Annotated in this window: 18 protein-coding genes; 11 read left to right on the top strand and 7 right to left on the bottom strand. The window is 41.7% G+C overall.

What is annotated here, in order from left to right; translation table 11 throughout:
* Positions 1-18 precede the first annotated feature (18 nt).
* The 3 genes from rnjA to def form a co-directional block, all read right to left on the bottom strand.
* Positions 19-1,689 carry a ribonuclease J1 gene (gene rnjA, locus P4361_RS14775; protein WP_091006674.1) on the bottom strand — a complete coding sequence of 557 codons (1,671 nt, stop codon included), beginning with the start codon at positions 1,687-1,689 and terminating at the stop codon, positions 19-21.
* Between the two features lie 3 nt (positions 1,690-1,692).
* Positions 1,693-1,902, bottom strand: a complete 210-nt coding sequence (locus P4361_RS14770) for a DNA-dependent RNA polymerase subunit epsilon (RefSeq protein ID WP_053354653.1) — start codon at positions 1,900-1,902, stop codon at positions 1,693-1,695.
* Positions 1,903-2,260: 358 nt separating this feature from the next.
* Positions 2,261-2,812: a peptide deformylase gene (gene def / locus P4361_RS14765; protein WP_328089869.1), complete on the bottom strand. Its 552-nt coding sequence runs from the start codon at positions 2,810-2,812 to the stop codon at positions 2,261-2,263.
* A 529-nt stretch (positions 2,813-3,341) separates the two neighbouring features.
* Here def and pdhA point away from each other — a divergent pair.
* The 5 genes from pdhA to P4361_RS14740 all read left to right on the top strand — a co-directional run bounded on the left by pdhA (position 3,342) and on the right by P4361_RS14740 (position 8,571).
* The gene (gene pdhA, locus P4361_RS14760) at positions 3,342-4,421 is read left to right on the top strand and encodes a pyruvate dehydrogenase (acetyl-transferring) E1 component subunit alpha (protein ID WP_053354651.1); all 1,080 of its coding nucleotides are present in this window, start codon (positions 3,342-3,344) and stop codon (positions 4,419-4,421) included.
* Position 4,422: 1 nt separating this feature from the next.
* Positions 4,423-5,400, top strand: a complete 978-nt coding sequence (locus P4361_RS14755) for an alpha-ketoacid dehydrogenase subunit beta (RefSeq protein WP_328089868.1) — start codon at positions 4,423-4,425, stop codon at positions 5,398-5,400.
* 100 nt (positions 5,401-5,500) lie between these two features.
* Positions 5,501-6,805: a dihydrolipoamide acetyltransferase family protein gene (locus P4361_RS14750; RefSeq protein WP_328089867.1), complete on the top strand. Its 1,305-nt coding sequence runs from the start codon at positions 5,501-5,503 to the stop codon at positions 6,803-6,805.
* A gap of 4 nt (positions 6,806-6,809) precedes the next feature.
* A complete protein-coding gene (gene lpdA, locus P4361_RS14745) occupies positions 6,810-8,222 on the top strand; it encodes a dihydrolipoyl dehydrogenase (protein WP_091006683.1) in 1,413 nt (470 codons plus the stop codon).
* 91 nt (positions 8,223-8,313) lie between these two features.
* Entirely contained in the window at positions 8,314-8,571 is a 258-nt protein-coding gene (locus P4361_RS14740) for a hypothetical protein (RefSeq protein WP_328089865.1), read from the top strand.
* Between the two features lie 59 nt (positions 8,572-8,630).
* Here P4361_RS14740 and P4361_RS14735 read toward each other — a convergent pair whose 3' ends face one another.
* Positions 8,631-9,053, bottom strand: coding sequence for a DUF1885 family protein (locus P4361_RS14735; protein WP_328089863.1), 423 nt, complete (start codon positions 9,051-9,053; stop codon positions 8,631-8,633).
* A gap of 235 nt (positions 9,054-9,288) precedes the next feature.
* Between P4361_RS14735 and P4361_RS14730 the strand changes: the two genes are divergently transcribed.
* Positions 9,289-9,588, top strand: coding sequence for a DUF3055 domain-containing protein (locus P4361_RS14730; RefSeq protein ID WP_053354645.1), 300 nt, complete (start codon positions 9,289-9,291; stop codon positions 9,586-9,588).
* A gap of 110 nt (positions 9,589-9,698) precedes the next feature.
* Positions 9,699-9,821 (top strand): GapA-binding peptide SR1P, encoded by a 123-nt coding sequence (locus P4361_RS14725; RefSeq protein WP_256225671.1) that lies wholly within the window; start codon positions 9,699-9,701, stop codon positions 9,819-9,821.
* Positions 9,822-9,861: 40 nt separating this feature from the next.
* On the opposite strand, the gene P4361_RS14720 is transcribed toward P4361_RS14725, so the two are convergent.
* Positions 9,862-11,337: an aminotransferase class I/II-fold pyridoxal phosphate-dependent enzyme gene (locus P4361_RS14720; RefSeq protein ID WP_256225672.1), complete on the bottom strand. Its 1,476-nt coding sequence runs from the start codon at positions 11,335-11,337 to the stop codon at positions 9,862-9,864.
* Positions 11,338-11,467: 130 nt separating this feature from the next.
* On the opposite strand from P4361_RS14720, the gene P4361_RS14715 reads away from it, so the two are divergent.
* The gene (locus P4361_RS14715; protein WP_091006690.1) at positions 11,468-12,436 is read left to right on the top strand and encodes an NAD(P)H-dependent flavin oxidoreductase; all 969 of its coding nucleotides are present in this window, start codon (positions 11,468-11,470) and stop codon (positions 12,434-12,436) included.
* A 96-nt stretch (positions 12,437-12,532) separates the two neighbouring features.
* Here P4361_RS14715 and P4361_RS14710 read toward each other — a convergent pair whose 3' ends face one another.
* Entirely contained in the window at positions 12,533-13,171 is a 639-nt protein-coding gene (locus P4361_RS14710; RefSeq protein WP_328089862.1) for a DUF1054 domain-containing protein, read from the bottom strand.
* A 219-nt stretch (positions 13,172-13,390) separates the two neighbouring features.
* Between P4361_RS14710 and P4361_RS14705 the strand changes: the two genes are divergently transcribed.
* The 3 genes from P4361_RS14705 (at position 13,391) to P4361_RS14695 (ending at position 15,025) form a co-directional block, all read left to right on the top strand.
* A complete protein-coding gene (locus P4361_RS14705; RefSeq protein WP_053354634.1) occupies positions 13,391-13,579 on the top strand; it encodes a hypothetical protein in 189 nt (62 codons plus the stop codon).
* A 164-nt stretch (positions 13,580-13,743) separates the two neighbouring features.
* The gene (locus tag P4361_RS14700) at positions 13,744-14,559 is read left to right on the top strand and encodes an inositol monophosphatase family protein (protein WP_328089861.1); all 816 of its coding nucleotides are present in this window, start codon (positions 13,744-13,746) and stop codon (positions 14,557-14,559) included.
* Entirely contained in the window at positions 14,549-15,025 is a 477-nt protein-coding gene (locus tag P4361_RS14695; RefSeq protein WP_328089859.1) for a GNAT family N-acetyltransferase, read from the top strand. Before P4361_RS14700 ends, P4361_RS14695 begins: the two co-directional genes overlap by 11 nt.
* Here P4361_RS14695 and P4361_RS14690 read toward each other — a convergent pair.
* Positions 15,016-15,201 (bottom strand): DUF5325 family protein, encoded by a 186-nt coding sequence (locus P4361_RS14690; RefSeq protein WP_053354631.1) that lies wholly within the window; start codon positions 15,199-15,201, stop codon positions 15,016-15,018. The two genes, P4361_RS14695 and P4361_RS14690, sit on opposite strands and share 10 nt — an antisense overlap.
* Positions 15,202-15,234 lie beyond the last annotated feature (33 nt).

Here is a 15,234-nt window from a genome sequence, read left to right as displayed (position 1 = left end):
CTTTCATGCTTTTTCTATTTAGATTTCCATGATGATCGGCAGGATCATCGGACGTCTTTTTGTTTTTTCATAAAGGAAAGGAGAAAGTACATCAGTGATCTCGTTCTTGATCTCAGACCATTGCCTTGTCCGTTTTTCCTCCATAAGCCCGTTCAAATGCTGGTTCAGCAGGTTTTGTGCATCATTGATTAAGTCACCTGACTCTCTCATATACACAAAACCGCGTGAGATGATATCAGGTCCTGCTTCAATTTTGAATTCCTTCATATTCAGGCTGACGACAACAACAACCAGTCCTTCTTCAGATAGAATTTTTCTGTCCCTGAGTACGATGTTGCCAATATCCCCGATGCCGCTTCCGTCGACATATACTGAACCAGAAGGGATCTTGCCGGCAACCGCTGCCTCATTGCTTGAAAGAGCAAGCACATCGCCGTTATCCATTGTAAAACAATTTTCAGGCAGAACATCGCAGGATGTTGCGAGATTGATATGCATCTTTAACATCCTGTATTCCCCATGGATAGGGAGGAAGTATTTTGGTTTCATCAGGCGCAGCATGAGCTTTTGCTCCTGCTGTCCTCCGTGGCCGGAAGTATGAATATCGTTTAATGATCCATGAATCACTTCAGCGCCTGCCCGGAACAGCTGGTTAATGGTTCTATTAACGCTCAATGCATTACCAGGAATCGGCGATGATGAGAAAACAACGGTGTCTCCTGGAATGATCTGAATTTGACGGTGAGTACCGTTGGCTATCCTTGATAATGCAGCCATCGGTTCTCCTTGGCTTCCTGTACACAGGATGGTTACCTGGTTGTCAGGAAGTCTGTTAATCTGTGAAGATTCAATAAACGTATTTTTCGGCGCCTTGATGAATCCGAGTTCTTGTCCGATCGTTATGGCAGAATCCATGCTTCTTCCAAAAACAGCGATCTTCCTGTTATTTTGTACAGAGGCTTCGACTACCTGCTGAAGTCGATAGATGTTTGAGGCAAACGTTGCGAAAATGACCCTGCCGTTGACCTTACGGAAAATATCATTAATGCTCTCGCCAACCTTTCGCTCAGAGAGAGTAAAACCCGGAACTTCAGCATTTGTACTGTCTGAAAGCAGACACAGTACGCCTTCCTTTCCGATTTCCGCCATCTTCGTTAGATCGGCAGGTTCTCCTACAGGAGTAAAATCAAATTTAAAATCTCCCGTATGTACGATGTTGCCTGGCGGTGTCTTGACAACAATTCCGAAAGATTCCGGAATGCTGTGTGTTGTCCGGAAGAATGAAACAGACGTTTTTCTGAATTTAATCACTTGGTCTTCTGAGATTTCATAAAGTTTGGCTCTGCGCAATAGACCGTGTTCTTCAAGTTTGTTTTTGATTAGGGCGATGGCTAGTTTTCCGCCGTAAATAGGAATGTTCACTTGTCTGAGCAAGTATGGAATACCGCCAATATGGTCTTCATGTCCATGGGTAATAAACAGACCTTTAATTTTATCTTCATTTTTTACCAGATACGTATAGTCTGGGATCACATAGTCAATTCCAAGCAGCTCGTCTTCAGGAAATTTAATACCTGCATCAATCAGGATGATTTCATCCTGGAATTGTACGCCGTATGTGTTCTTTCCGATTTCTCCCAAGCCGCCCAGAGCAAACACTGCTGTTTGATGGTTTTTTACAAATTTCATATATTATCTTTTCTCCACTTCAAAAGAGTCTGATTGTTGCTCATACTCAAGAAATTTCCCTTTGATTTCTTGAACAAACTCAATATTGTAATTGGTATTAGACAGTTTTTTTCTGACTTCCTCGATTGAATTGGCATCCATATAGATGGATTTTGTGTTCTCTCGGATAGGTACCTCGTTTTTGTTTTCCTGGAAATAAACTTTAAAAATCATCTTTTCGTCTCCTTACCGTGCTAGTATTATCAATATCTTCGTTTTATTATAAATGAATTAGGTATGTTTTTCATGTTTTTTTCATCTTATCATGATAAATCGGACAATCTAAAGCCGGTAAAAGCCAGTTTATTGCAGACAAAAAGGTTTTTTTGCTCTTTTTAAATAAGGATATTCTTGCATTAGTTTTTTTAGCTTGTTCATAAATCTTCGTTTTCGTTTCATTTCAGCCGACCATCCTTTTTATGCGTAGTTTGTAGTAGTATGCCGCTGGTCTGTTTTCTCTTGCTAGGTAAATAGTGGATGAAGTCAAGTAAAAAAAGCTCCAGCCTGATCGGCTGGAGCTTTTTTTATTGTTCTATCTGTGAAGCGTTACCGATGTTGGCGGAGTAAACGGGTTCTCTTTGTTGATCCGGTCATAAAACATGATTCCATCTAAATGATCGATCTCATGCTGGAAGACGATAGCAGGCATACCTTTTAACTTTAGTTCGACCTGCTCTCCATCTATTGTTGTTCCTTTAACTGTGGCTTTTGCATAGCGCGGAACGAGGCCGGGAACTTCTCTGTCTACGGAGAGGCAGCCTTCACCGCCTTCAAGGTAAGTTACTTTAACAGAGTGGCTGACGATTCTTGGATTGAAAAGGCCGTAGCTGAATAGTTCCCCTTGTTCGTCAGTAGTATGAACAGCGATGATCCTTTTTGAGATTCCAATTTGCGGACATGCCAGCCCGATGCCCGGGCGGAGTTTGTATTTCTGGGCAATATCAGGGTCTTGGCTGTTCTTCAGAAATTCAAGCATCTTTTTTGCGGTTTCGATATCCTCTTGCTGAGGAGGAAGTTCAACATTTTCTGCTTTTTCGCGCAGTATAGGATGGCCTTCTCGGACAACGTCCTTCATGGTTAGCATATGGTTTCCCCCAATTTACAAAGTTTCTTCTTTATTCATATGATAATGGCTTTTTCTGTATTCTACCATAAAAGAATAGCTTTCAATCGGTAATTTGACGCTAAGGTTAGCCAGCTTTTGAAAAATGCTGTTTTGAAACAGGGTGATATGGAAAGTGATACAGTGATGATTCAGGTGTGCTAGAAGGGCTTGAACTGGCCTGTGAAAATTCAAAAATATATTGATAGTAAACAATTGACGCTGTTTGGACGCTGGTGTAAACTAATCATGTGATAAACATAATTGTATTACTTTGATTTCAATAATATAGTAATACAGTTTTTGAAAGCCCTTAGAAACAGGAGGGGTGCACAAGATCATGTTTACCCATGATCAAATAGGGAAACAGCAATAATGATTTGTGCATCGGACCCTTAAGGCTTTTTTATAGTCTTTGTCATGTATACGGAAAATTATGGGCATTCTAATAGAAGCGCCTATATATACATGGCGGATAACATTGGTGTAAGGAAGGATGAGGTGAAGGTTAATGAGTTTGATTGAACAGGTTGAAAAACAATTTGAAACCTTTCAAATCTTATCAGAAGACGGGAAAGTAGTTAATAAATCTGCTATGCCTAAACTTTCAGATGATGAGTTGCAGGAATTAATGACACGTATGGTTTATACGCGTATTTGGGACCAAAGAGCGATTTCCTTAAACCGTCAAGGACGTTTAGGATTCTATGCGCCGGTTGCGGGGCAAGAGGCTTCTATGCTTGGTTCTCAATTTGCGCTTGATAAAGAGGACTGGATTCTTCCAGGATATCGTGATATTCCTCAGATTGTATATCACGGATTGCCGCTATACCAAGCATTCCTATATTCCCGCGGACATTTCCAAGGCGGACAGATTCCTGAAGGCGTGAACGTTCTAATGCCTCAGATCATCATCGGCGCACAGATCGTTCAAGCTGCCGGCGTCGGAGTAGGTTTAAAGAAGAAGGGCAAAAAGAATGTTGCGATCACGTATACAGGTGATGGCGGTGCATCACAAGGTGACTTCTACGAAGGATTGAACTTTGCTGGAGCTTACAATGCACAAACCATTTTTGTCGTTCAAAACAACCGTTTCGCGATTTCAGTTCCTGTAGAGAAGCAATCTGCAGCTAAAACAATTGCTCAAAAAGCAGTTGCAGCTGGGATTGAAGGAATTCAAGTAGACGGAATGGACGTATTGGCTGTTTATTCTGCAGTTAAACAAGCTCGTGAGCGTGCTTTAAATGGAGATGGACCAACACTTATCGAAACACTTACTTACCGCTATGGTCCACATACAATGGCAGGTGACGATCCAACCCGTTATCGTACAGAAGACCTTGATAACGAATGGACGAAGAAAGATCCGCTTGTCCGTTTCCGCAAATTCCTCGAAGATAAAGGCCTTTGGTCTGAAGAGCAGGAAAACAAAGTAATGGATCAAGCAAAAGAAGACATTAAAGCAGCGATCAAAAAAGCGGATGGCGCACCGAAGCAAAAGGTTACAGACCTTATCGGATTTATGTTTGAAGAGCTTCCGCACAATCTGAAAGAGCAACTTGAAGAATACAAAGCAAAGGAGTCGAAATAATATGGCTCAAATGACCATGATTCAAGCAATTACAGATGCGATGCGCACTGAATTGAAAAATAATGAAAATGTCGTTGTGTTCGGTGAAGACGTTGGTCAAAACGGCGGTGTGTTCCGTGCAACCGAAGGTCTTCAATCTGAATTTGGTGAAGACCGAGTATTTGATACTCCTCTTGCTGAGTCCGGTATCGGCGGTCTTGCAATTGGCCTGGGACTTACCGGATTCCGTCCTGTTATGGAAATTCAGTTCTTCGGATTTGTATTTGAAGTAATGGACTCTGTTGTGGCTCAGGCTGCACGTATGCGTTACCGTTCTGGCGGAGTTTATAATTCTCCGATTACGATCCGTTCTCCGTTTGGCGGCGGCGTTAAAACTCCAGAACTTCATGCAGATAACCTTGAAGGCCTTATGGCACAAGCACCCGGAGTGAAAGTTGTTATTCCTTCAACTCCTTATGATGCAAAAGGACTTTTGATTTCTGCGATCCGAGATAACGACCCAGTTGTCTACTTGGAACATATGAAACTATACCGTTCTTTCCGCGGCGAAGTGCCAGAAGAAGAATACACAATTGAGATCGGTAAAGCGGACGTGAAACGTGAAGGTAAGGATGTTTCTATCATTACTTACGGAGCGATGGTTCACTCTTCCCTTAAAGCGGCAGAAGAGCTTGAAAAAGAAGGGATCTCTGCTGAGGTTATCGACCTTCGTACGGTTAGCCCGCTGGATATCGACACAATCATCGCTTCAGTTGAAAAAACCGGACGTGTGATCGTGGTTCAAGAAGCTCAAAAACAAGCTGGTGTAGGTGCAACGGTTGTAGCTGAAATTAATGACCGTGCGATCCTTAGCCTTGAAGCACCTGTACTTCGTGTAGCTGCTCCTGATACGGTATTCCCGTTTGCTTCAGCTGAAGATGTTTGGCTTCCTGATTATAAAGATATTGTTGAGAAGGCAAAGACAGTTTATAACTTCTAATGCTGGACAACATGCCTGAAAAAGAAATCTATTTGATTTCTTTTTCAGCATTTTATCCCTTTAAAGCATGATTAATTTTTTACTATAGGAGGCGTTGTTTGTGGCATTTGAATTTAAGCTTCCCGATATCGGTGAAGGCATCCACGAAGGCGAGATTGTAAAATGGTTTGTTAAAGCGGGAGATGAAGTTAAAGAAGACGACATCCTGCTTGAAGTGCAAAATGATAAAGCAGTAGTTGAAATTCCGTCTCCGGTTGACGGTAAGATTCTAGAAGTAAAAGTTGACGAAGGCACTGTTTCTGTCGTTGGTGATGTTCTCGTAACGATCGAATCAGAAAGTGAGCCGCCTCCATCTGCACATGGTGATGATACTCCAGAACAGCCAAAAGCTGAAGAAGAGAAAAAACCAGCTGCAGAAGAAGCAACTCAACAAACAGAAGCAGCAAAAACAGAGCCGGTTTCTGATGAAACAGTCGATGAAAATAAACGTGTTATCGCAATGCCGTCAGTGCGCAAATACGCACGTGAAAAAGGCGTTGAAATCCGTAAAGTTTCCGGTTCAGGAGACAACGGCCGTGTAATGAAAGAAGACATCGACAAATTCCTAAGCGGCGATGCTGGAACTCAAGAGCAGGAAGCTGTAAAAGAACCTGCAGCAGGAGCACCTGCTGCAAAAGAAGCTCCTAAAGCGATCCCAACTGGGGAAAATGAAACTCGTGAAAAACTTAAAGGCGTTCGTAAAGTGATTGCGAAAGCTATGGTTAATTCTAAGCATACTGCTCCTCACGTGACGTTGATGGACGAAATTGAAGTTACCGAGCTCGTGGCACACCGTAAGAAATTCAAACAAGCTGCAGCGGATAAAGGAATTAAGCTTACTTACCTTCCTTACGTTGTTAAAGCTTTAGTTTCTGCTGCACGTGAATTCCCTGCAATTAATGCTTCTATTGATGATGCGAATGAAGAAATCGTTTGGAAGCACTATTACAATATTGGAATTGCAGCTGATACAGATAACGGACTAATGGTTCCAGTTGTAAAAGATGCTGACCGTAAATCCATCTTCAAAATTTCTGCAGAAATCAATGAGTTGGCTGTTAAGGCCCGTGACGGAAAACTTTCATCCGATGAAATGAGAGGCGGATCTATTACAATTTCAAATATTGGATCAGCTGGCGGACAATGGTTTACTCCTGTCATCAACCATCCGGAAGTGGCGATTCTAGGAATCGGCCGTATTGCAGAAAAAGCAATTGTGAAAAACGGAGAAGTTGTCGTTGCACCGGTTCTTGCGTTATCATTAAGCTTTGACCACCGTTTAATTGATGGTGTAACTGCTCAAAACGCGATGAACCATATTAAACGTTTGTTGAACGATCCACAACTTTTGGTAATGGAGGCGTAGAGAAATGGTTGTAGGTGATTTTCCGATTGAATTAGACACACTTGTTATAGGATCAGGTCCAGGGGGATATGTGGCTGCCATCCGTGCAGCACAGCTTGGCCAAAAGGTTGCTGTAGCAGAAAAAGGCGAAATGGGCGGTGTATGCTTAAACGTAGGATGTATTCCGTCTAAAGCACTGATCAATGCCGGCCATCGCGTTGAACATGCGAAGCATTCTGACGACATGGGAATTAAAGCAGAGAACGTTACTGTTGACTTCTCAAAGGTTCAAGAATGGAAATCCGGTATCGTTAATAAATTAACATCTGGAGTTCAAGGCCTGCTTAAAGGAAACAAAGCGGAAATTATTCGCGGTGAAGCCTACTTCGTTAACGAAAATACAGTACGTATCATGGATGAAAAGAATTCTCAAACGTACAAGTTCAAAAATTGTATCATTGCAACAGGTTCCCGTCCGATCGAAATTCCTGGATTCAAATGGAGTGACCGTGTCATTTCTTCTACAGGTGCTCTTGCTTTGCAAGAAGTTCCAAAGAAAATGGTCGTAATCGGCGGAGGCTACATCGGAATGGAGCTTGGAACAGCTTTTGCTAACTTCGGTACTGAAATTACAGTATTGGAAGGAAGCAAGCAGATTCTTCCGGGCTTTGAAAAGCAGATGAGCCAAGTGGTTTCTAAACGCTTGAAGAAAAAAGGCAATGTAGAAATCTTTACAGAAGCTCTCGCTAAAGGCGTGGAAGAAACAAAAGACGGAGTTACCGTAACTGCTGAAATCAAAGGTGAAACCAAAACGTTTGATGCAGATTATGTATTGGTAACTGTTGGACGCCGTCCAAACACTGAAGAGCTTGGACTTGAGCAAGTCGGGATTGAAATCACTGAGCGCGGATTAATCAAGATCGATAAGCAAGCTCAAACCAATGTAAAAGGCATTTACGCGATTGGTGACATCGTTGAAGGGCCAGCTCTTGCTCATAAAGCTTCTTATGAAGGTAAAATTGCAGCTGAAGCGATCAGCGGACATCCTTCTGAGATCGACTACCTAGCTATTCCAGCGGTTGTATTTACCGATCCTGAACTAGCTACTGTAGGATATGATGAAAAGAGCGCGAAGGAAGCTGGATTTGACGTAAAAGCGTCCAAATTCCCATTCGCTGCAAACGGCCGTGCGCTGTCCATGAATGAAACTGACGGCTTCATGAAGCTGATCACTAGAAAAGAAGACGGATTGCTTCTTGGCGCTCAAATTGCGGGCGGAAACGCGTCTGACATGATTGCTGAGCTTGGATTGGCTATCGAAGCTGGAATGACAGCAGAAGATATTGCTATGACGATTCATGCCCACCCAACATTCGGAGAGATCTCCATGGAAGCTGCTGAAGTAGCGCTTGGATCTCCAATCCACATTGTAAAATAATTGTATTCTATCAGGCCTTCCCTTAGGGAAGGCCTTTTTTAGGTTTTGTTCCTTTAATATCCAGCATAGTGTAAGAGAGGAGGGGTGTACGATGAAATGGTTTCTTTTAATCAGTCCAGTACATTGTGTTTTGTGGTCCGGTTACTTTACAGTGATCGAATTATCCAGACATGATCGAACGTTTTTTGAAATTATTTTGTTTCTCATGTTTTTATACCTGTCTTACCTGTTCTCTCATACGTTGTTCCAAAAAAGAACGGTAGCCATTAAAAGCACGATATTGTCCACGTCTTTATTTTTGCTGGCTAAATGGACCATGCTGCTTTTTGGGACGTTTACTCTCTCTTGATGGTTAATGCAAAAAAAGATGCCTGTCATCTGGTTCAGGCATCCAAAGTTGCTGCTTTTTTATTTTCTCTTATAGTAATACATTATTCTGCCATTAAATAAATGCAGCTCTCCCTCTAGTTGTTTCGCCAGGAACTTACAGAATTCATTTGCTTTTCCTTTGTCTCCATGTGTAAACCCTTCCGGCAGAGTGACCTGGATATAGGAGGTATTTGTTTCATCTGTTTCCTCAGTGTCCAATCCAATCATAATATACTTAAATTGCTGTCTGTCAGAACCTTTTAAATAAAACCATCGGTCCTTGCCTTCGCTTTTTTCTTCCATTGAATAAGGAAATGCCGATTGACCATATTCCCATCCAAGCTGGGTGCCTGTCTTAGAGGTAATCTCTTTGTAATAACGAAAAAGATTCTTCACTTCTTCACTTGTAATAGAATGCTGTTTCGATGACGGTACGAGTTTGATATAAGCGTGCTGCTGCAATTTAATACCCCGCTTTCCCCCGATTTAACAACGGATGAGGCCAGTATACCTTACCTACTACTTTACCATTATTTTAAATAGTATGACAATATTACGTTAATTGGTTTAACTAAGGAAATACTGGGGAAAAAGATATAAATTAAGTTTGTTATAAAATACATCTCAGCGAATATAGTTGTTATATACTGCAAACATAGCGGCCCGCTTCAAAAATTATGGTTAGGGAGGGGTTTCTGTGGAAGTATTTGAAAAGCTTTATGATGAACATGAAAATGTCAACGTGCGTTTTGTTGGTTTTACAACAGAAGAGGTTCGGTATGACTTTGGGATTATCCATACGAACATGTTCTTCGGTAAGCCCTTGGTTGTCTGTATGCAGACTGGGCGGTCGGCCCTGCTTGATGCAAATGATCTTCAGAACCATGAGTACCTGCAGAAGGTGTTTCGTATTCACTCATTAAAGGAAGCGAAAGATCTTTCCCTTTTCTTTGAAGAGTCTCTTCCGTCTATACTTGCATCTGAGCAATATGATTAAACATCATAAATAATTTAATGTGTTATGCTAATCAGGGTTGACAAATTGAATGTGACATAATATTATAAAGGTAAGAATAAAAGCGCTTACATGAAAAGGAGATGTTTTAGATGGGAGAAATCATTTGCCAGACATGTGATAGCACGATTGAACATTTTGAAGACGAAAAGGTAACAAAGCTTTACGCAAATAAATGTCCAAACTGCGCAAATCATACGAACGATAATAAATAAATTAAGAAAATCCCGGATATCATCCGGGATTTTTTTATTTCTATCGAATCGCGATGTGTTCTTTTATCACTTTTAGCATTCCTAATTCAGGATCCTCTGGACCCTGAACAGGCAGGCCTGCCTCAATGGTTTCCTTAATATAGTCCAGGTTATCCTGTGTAATGATTTCACCAGGAATGAAAATTGGAATTCCCGGGGGATAAACCATGATAAATTCGGCAATGATTCTGCCTGCTGATTCCTCAAAGGGAACACTCTCGGTATCTGCGTAAAAAGCGTCACGAGGAGATAATGCAAGCACAGGAATATCGGGAACGTGTACAGGCAAAGCTTGTGCAGCCCTCTCATCTGTATTCTCAAAGTGCTGGGACATTTCTTCAAGTGCGTTTACTAATACCATAATATTCTTCTCGTGATCAGCAGTCGTAATGAGACAAAGGATGTTATAAAGATCGGACAGTTCGACTTCTATATTATGTTTTTCGCGAAGCCAAACTTCAGCATCATATCCAGTTATCCCAAGTTCTTTAACAGAAATAAGAAGTTTCGTCGGATCCAGGTCATAGGTCGCTTCTTTTCCCAATATTTCCTCGCCGACACAATAAAGGCGAGGTATTTTATTGATCTTTTCTCGTGCCTCATTGGCCAGTTTGATGGTTTTTTCAATGATGCTGTATCCTTCAGTAGCCAAACGTTTTCTTGCTGTATCAAGAGAGGCGAGCAAAATATAAGACGTTGACGTGGTCGTGAGCATACTCAGGATCGTTTGAACTCTTTTGGCTGAAACAAGACCTTCTTTTATGTTAAGGATAGAGCTCCCTGTAAGTGAACCGCCTAATTTGTGAACTGAAGTCGCAGCCATATCCGCTCCTGCCTGCATCGCGGAGAGCGGCATCTTGTCATGAAAGTGAATAAGGACACCATGAGCTTCGTCGACAAGAACGGGTACACGGTAGCCATGTGCGATTTCAACAATTTCACTAAGATTGGCTGACACTCCATAATAGGTCGGATTAATGACAAGCACCCCTTTAGCATCAGGATTCTGCTCCAATGCTTTCTTAACGCTTTGAGGGGTTATTCCATGAGAGATCCCTAGCTCCCTGTCAATTTCCGGATGAATGAAAACAGGTGTGGCACCAGAAAAAACGATCGCTGTCATAATGGATTTATGGACGTTGCGCGGTACGATAATTTTATCTCCGGGAGATACGACCGACATGATCATCGTCATGATGGCACCGCTTGTTCCTTGAACAGAGAAGAAAGTATGGTCAGCTCCAAAAGCTTGAGCCGCTAAGTCCTGAGCCTGTTTTATCATGCCCTTCGGCTGGTGAAGATCATCAAGGGGAGCAATATTAATTAAATCTATGGACAGGGCATTCTCGCCGATAAAATCCCGGAATTCCGGGTCCATTCCGTAGCCTTTTTTATGTCCGGGAATATGAAATTGATACGGGTTTCGTTTAGCATGTTCTTTTAGACCAGTAAATAAAGGGGTTTCGTGTTGTGACAATTTTGACACCTCATCTATAATAAAAATAATCTTATCCTCATGAAAATACATAGTAAAACAAAAGAAGTATATCAGATTCTAACGGTTTTGTATGCAAAGAATATAAAAAAAGAAAGGTTGGGGAAGAAGCATGGAAATGAAAACAAAAGTGACGGAGTTGTTGGGAATCCGTTATCCCATCATTCAGGGAGGGCTGGCCTATCTAGCATACTCGAGACTTGCAGCTGGGGTTTCAGAAGCAGGCGGCCTAGGACAAATTACGGCTATGTCACTAGATTCTCCAGAATCATTAAAAGAGGAGATTAAAAAAACGAAAGAAATGACTTCAAGCCCTTTTGGAGTAAATTTTGCAATCGGACAACATGGAAGGTCCTTTGAACATATGGTTGAAGCTGCAGTGGAAGAAAAAGTGCCTGTGATCAGTATGACAGGCGGAAACCCGTCAGGCATATTTGATCTTTTAAAGGGAATTGAGGTGAAGAAACTTGTTCTCGTTGCATCCACAAGACAGGCTGTTAAAGCAGAACAGCTAGGTGCCGATGCCGTCATGGTCGTTGGCCAGGAAGGAGGGGGACATATTGGAAAAGATGATGTCAGTACGATGGTGCTCATTCCTCAGGTAGCTGATGCGGTTTCCATACCGGTAATTGCTTCAGGAGGCATAGGAGATGGGAGAGGCTTGATGGCTGCCCTGGCCCTTGGTGCTGAAGGTGTGGAAATGGGGACCAGGTTCATTGCTACTAAGGAATGTGAACACGCACATCCTCTATACAAGGAAGCACTCGTTCATGGAACGGAAACAGGGACAGTAGTCATTAAACGGAAGCTTGGTGCACCAGCCAGAGCGATCAGCAACAGCTGGACAGACCTTATTTTGCAAGAAGAAGAAAAAGCTGCGGGTTACGAAGAGATAAAAGATCTTATCAGCGGAAAACGGAACAAGGAATACATCTATGATGGAAACTCAAACGAAGGTTTTGGATGGGCTGGCCAAATCATGGGGAGAATTCAAGATGTTCCTTCAGTTGAAGAACTCTTTGCCAGGATACTTTCTGAAGCAGGCCATATTAAAGAGAGATGGGGAGCAGTGATTAAATAAAATTATTGAACGTTTTACCCAAACACTTTTTGCTCTCAACAATATACTAATGGTAAGAAGAGGAGAGATTCTCTCCCCTTCCTGCCAAATCATATGTTACACGGAATACACCTGTTTTTTTAACTCGTAAAGGGGCATCAGGGTTCGGAAGACGCTATCTGCTTTTTCGATAAAGTCCTTTCCGTTCAACTGAACCGCCTCATCCCTAGGTATATGAATCCCGCATAGCAGTTCGGCCTTTTTCACTTCTGCCAAAGTACGCACAAATCCTGAAAGGTTACCGTTCTTCATTTCACGATGATGCACAGCATCCGGCTTCATATGATCCTGTGACCAAACGAAGTCATCCGGAATGGAGGCAGTGATCGTATTTAATTCTTTTTTGAGCGAAGCGGCATACTCTTTTTTTACTGGGGATTCATATATAATAGCAAACCAGATAAATACGTGGGTCTCAAACAGTCCGATTTGAAAATGCGGAAGTTTTTTGTATCCTCTCTTGCTGCTCGAGAATGCCACCCATGTATCATTTGGGGGATTAACTGTTCTTCGGGCATGTTTTGCCACATGAAAAAACATCTCCTCTCCCGTTAAAGAAGAAAGTTCTGCCGCGAAATGGCTGCCTAATGCTTCAAGCTTTGGCCGCACCCGCTCAATCAGTTTCTCCATTCTCGCCTCAAGTCCTTCAATAGCAAACACCTTAAAATCGCTCTCTTTAAATCCTGTAAAGCTCATTTCTTTTCCTCCTGCTAGAACTGTTTTGTGCACTGTGGTTAGTAGTTTACCACAAGGGATACTGTAAAAGAAAATCCGCAATATATGCTACTTTTATATAATTTTTTTAAAAAAAGAGATTAAGGTTGCATTAAGTGAAAGTCAATCATATGATAGAAGACAATATCAAAAATCAGAATATTTAGTATTCTTACAAAAGATAGAAAGGATGTGGGATGTATGAAACAAGTCATTCAAACACTGAAAAGAACGGACGCCGAGCGAAGAATACCGGTACTGAAACTTGAGATCGATTATGAATTAGCGACATTATTCGAAGCATTGCAAAATAAAAATACGAAGCAGATCAACGAATCCAAGCGGAAGCTGGAAAAACTTCGCCAGGAACTAGTGAGACTGGAAGCATGATGATAACTGACACAGGGTAAAAAAACGAACCTGATCTATTGCAGGGTCGTTTTTTTTGGGTGAACAATAAAATTCCTTCTGACAAAAGTGCATGGTATGGTTATGTTAAGCCTTACTAGTGGTAACATATAATAAAACATTGAACGAAACTGGAGCTGATGATAATGGACAATACAAAACTTGAAGATCTATACCAAACGGCCAAGAACTGGGTGTATGAAGCCGGAGAAGTTATTAAGCGTTCATTTTCTAATGAGCTGAACATTACATATAAATCACATTATGCCGATTTAGTGACAGATATGGACAAAGCCATAGAAAAGTACTTTATCGATAAAATTAAAAAAGAATACCCGGACCATGAAATATTGGGGGAGGAAGGCTATGGCGATGAGGTGAAGGATCTAGACGGAACCGTCTGGATCATTGACCCGATCGATGGAACCACTAATTTTGTCCATCAGCAGAATAACTTTGCCATTTCAGTGGGGATTTTTCATAATGGTGAAGGTAAAGCGGCGTTTATTTATGACGTGGTCCGCAACGAATTGTTTCATTGCATAAAAGGGAACGGGCTGTATTTAAATGAAGAAAAACTTCCTCTGCTCAGTGAAGTGACATTGGACAAAGCGGTCATCGGCTTAAACGCCACCTGGATTACACCAAACCGCAAGATAGATCATCATCTGCTTCTTCCCCTTGTCAGAAAATCGCGCGGAACAAGATCTTATGGTACAGCAGCCATCGAACTGGCCTATGTCGCTTGCGGAAGGCTGGATGCCTATATGACGATGAGGCTTTCACCTTGGGATTTTGCAGCAGGATATATTTTGATTCAGGAAGCTGGTGGAATCATTTCCACGATGGACGGCAAGAAAGTGGAGGTTTTGAGCAAAACAAGTATTTTTGCTGCGAAGCCTGGTTTGCATCAAGAAATTTTGGATACCATCCATACGGGAACACCACAAGATGGAGAATAGAAAAATAAGGGATGAAGATTTCGATTTTTTTAAAGAAATAATCCGCCATTCACACATTTGGATGGAAGAAGAAGGCTTGACAGGCCAAGAAAATGATGAGCATTTGCGGTCTTATTTGCATCGTTATGATGAAACAGGCGGAGAATGGCTGATCTGGAGTGGGGAAGGGCAAAAAATTGGAGCAGCGTATCTTGTATACGCTGCTCCTTCAAATAAAAAACCATGGCTTGGCACCATTGTCATCCATCCTGAAAAAAGACAACAAGGATTTGCCAAAAAAATCATAGAGGAGATTTCCTCAATGGTGATACAGAATAGCCCTGTATTGTTTTCAGCCTGTCCTGCGGAAAATACATCCTGGATCCGCTTCCTGAATCACAATGGCTTTGAACAGGCGGGATTAGAAAATGATGAAAAAGGAAAAGAATATATTAAATTTGTTAAAGTCCTTTCAGACTATGACTGATTTCTTTCCCTGAATCTTTTTTTTAGTGTAAAACCTAATCCCATAAGTAAAAATACAGCAATGATCGCAATGATACCAATCAGCCAGCTATGTTGGCCGATTGCCACTCCGATCAAAGCAATGCTGAACGTTGTTAACACGGCAATGATCAAAAAAATCATATTTTCAATTTTCATAAGGGCCTCCAATCATACAAACGATAACTATAG

Origin of the sequence: Fictibacillus sp. B-59209, assembly GCF_036216745.1 — a bacterium.
Lineage (GTDB): Bacteria > Bacillota > Bacilli > Bacillales > Fictibacillaceae > Fictibacillus_C > Fictibacillus_C marinisediminis.
The sequence above is the reverse complement of the archived record's forward strand: the minus strand, read 5'-3'. Positions and strand labels throughout refer to the sequence as shown.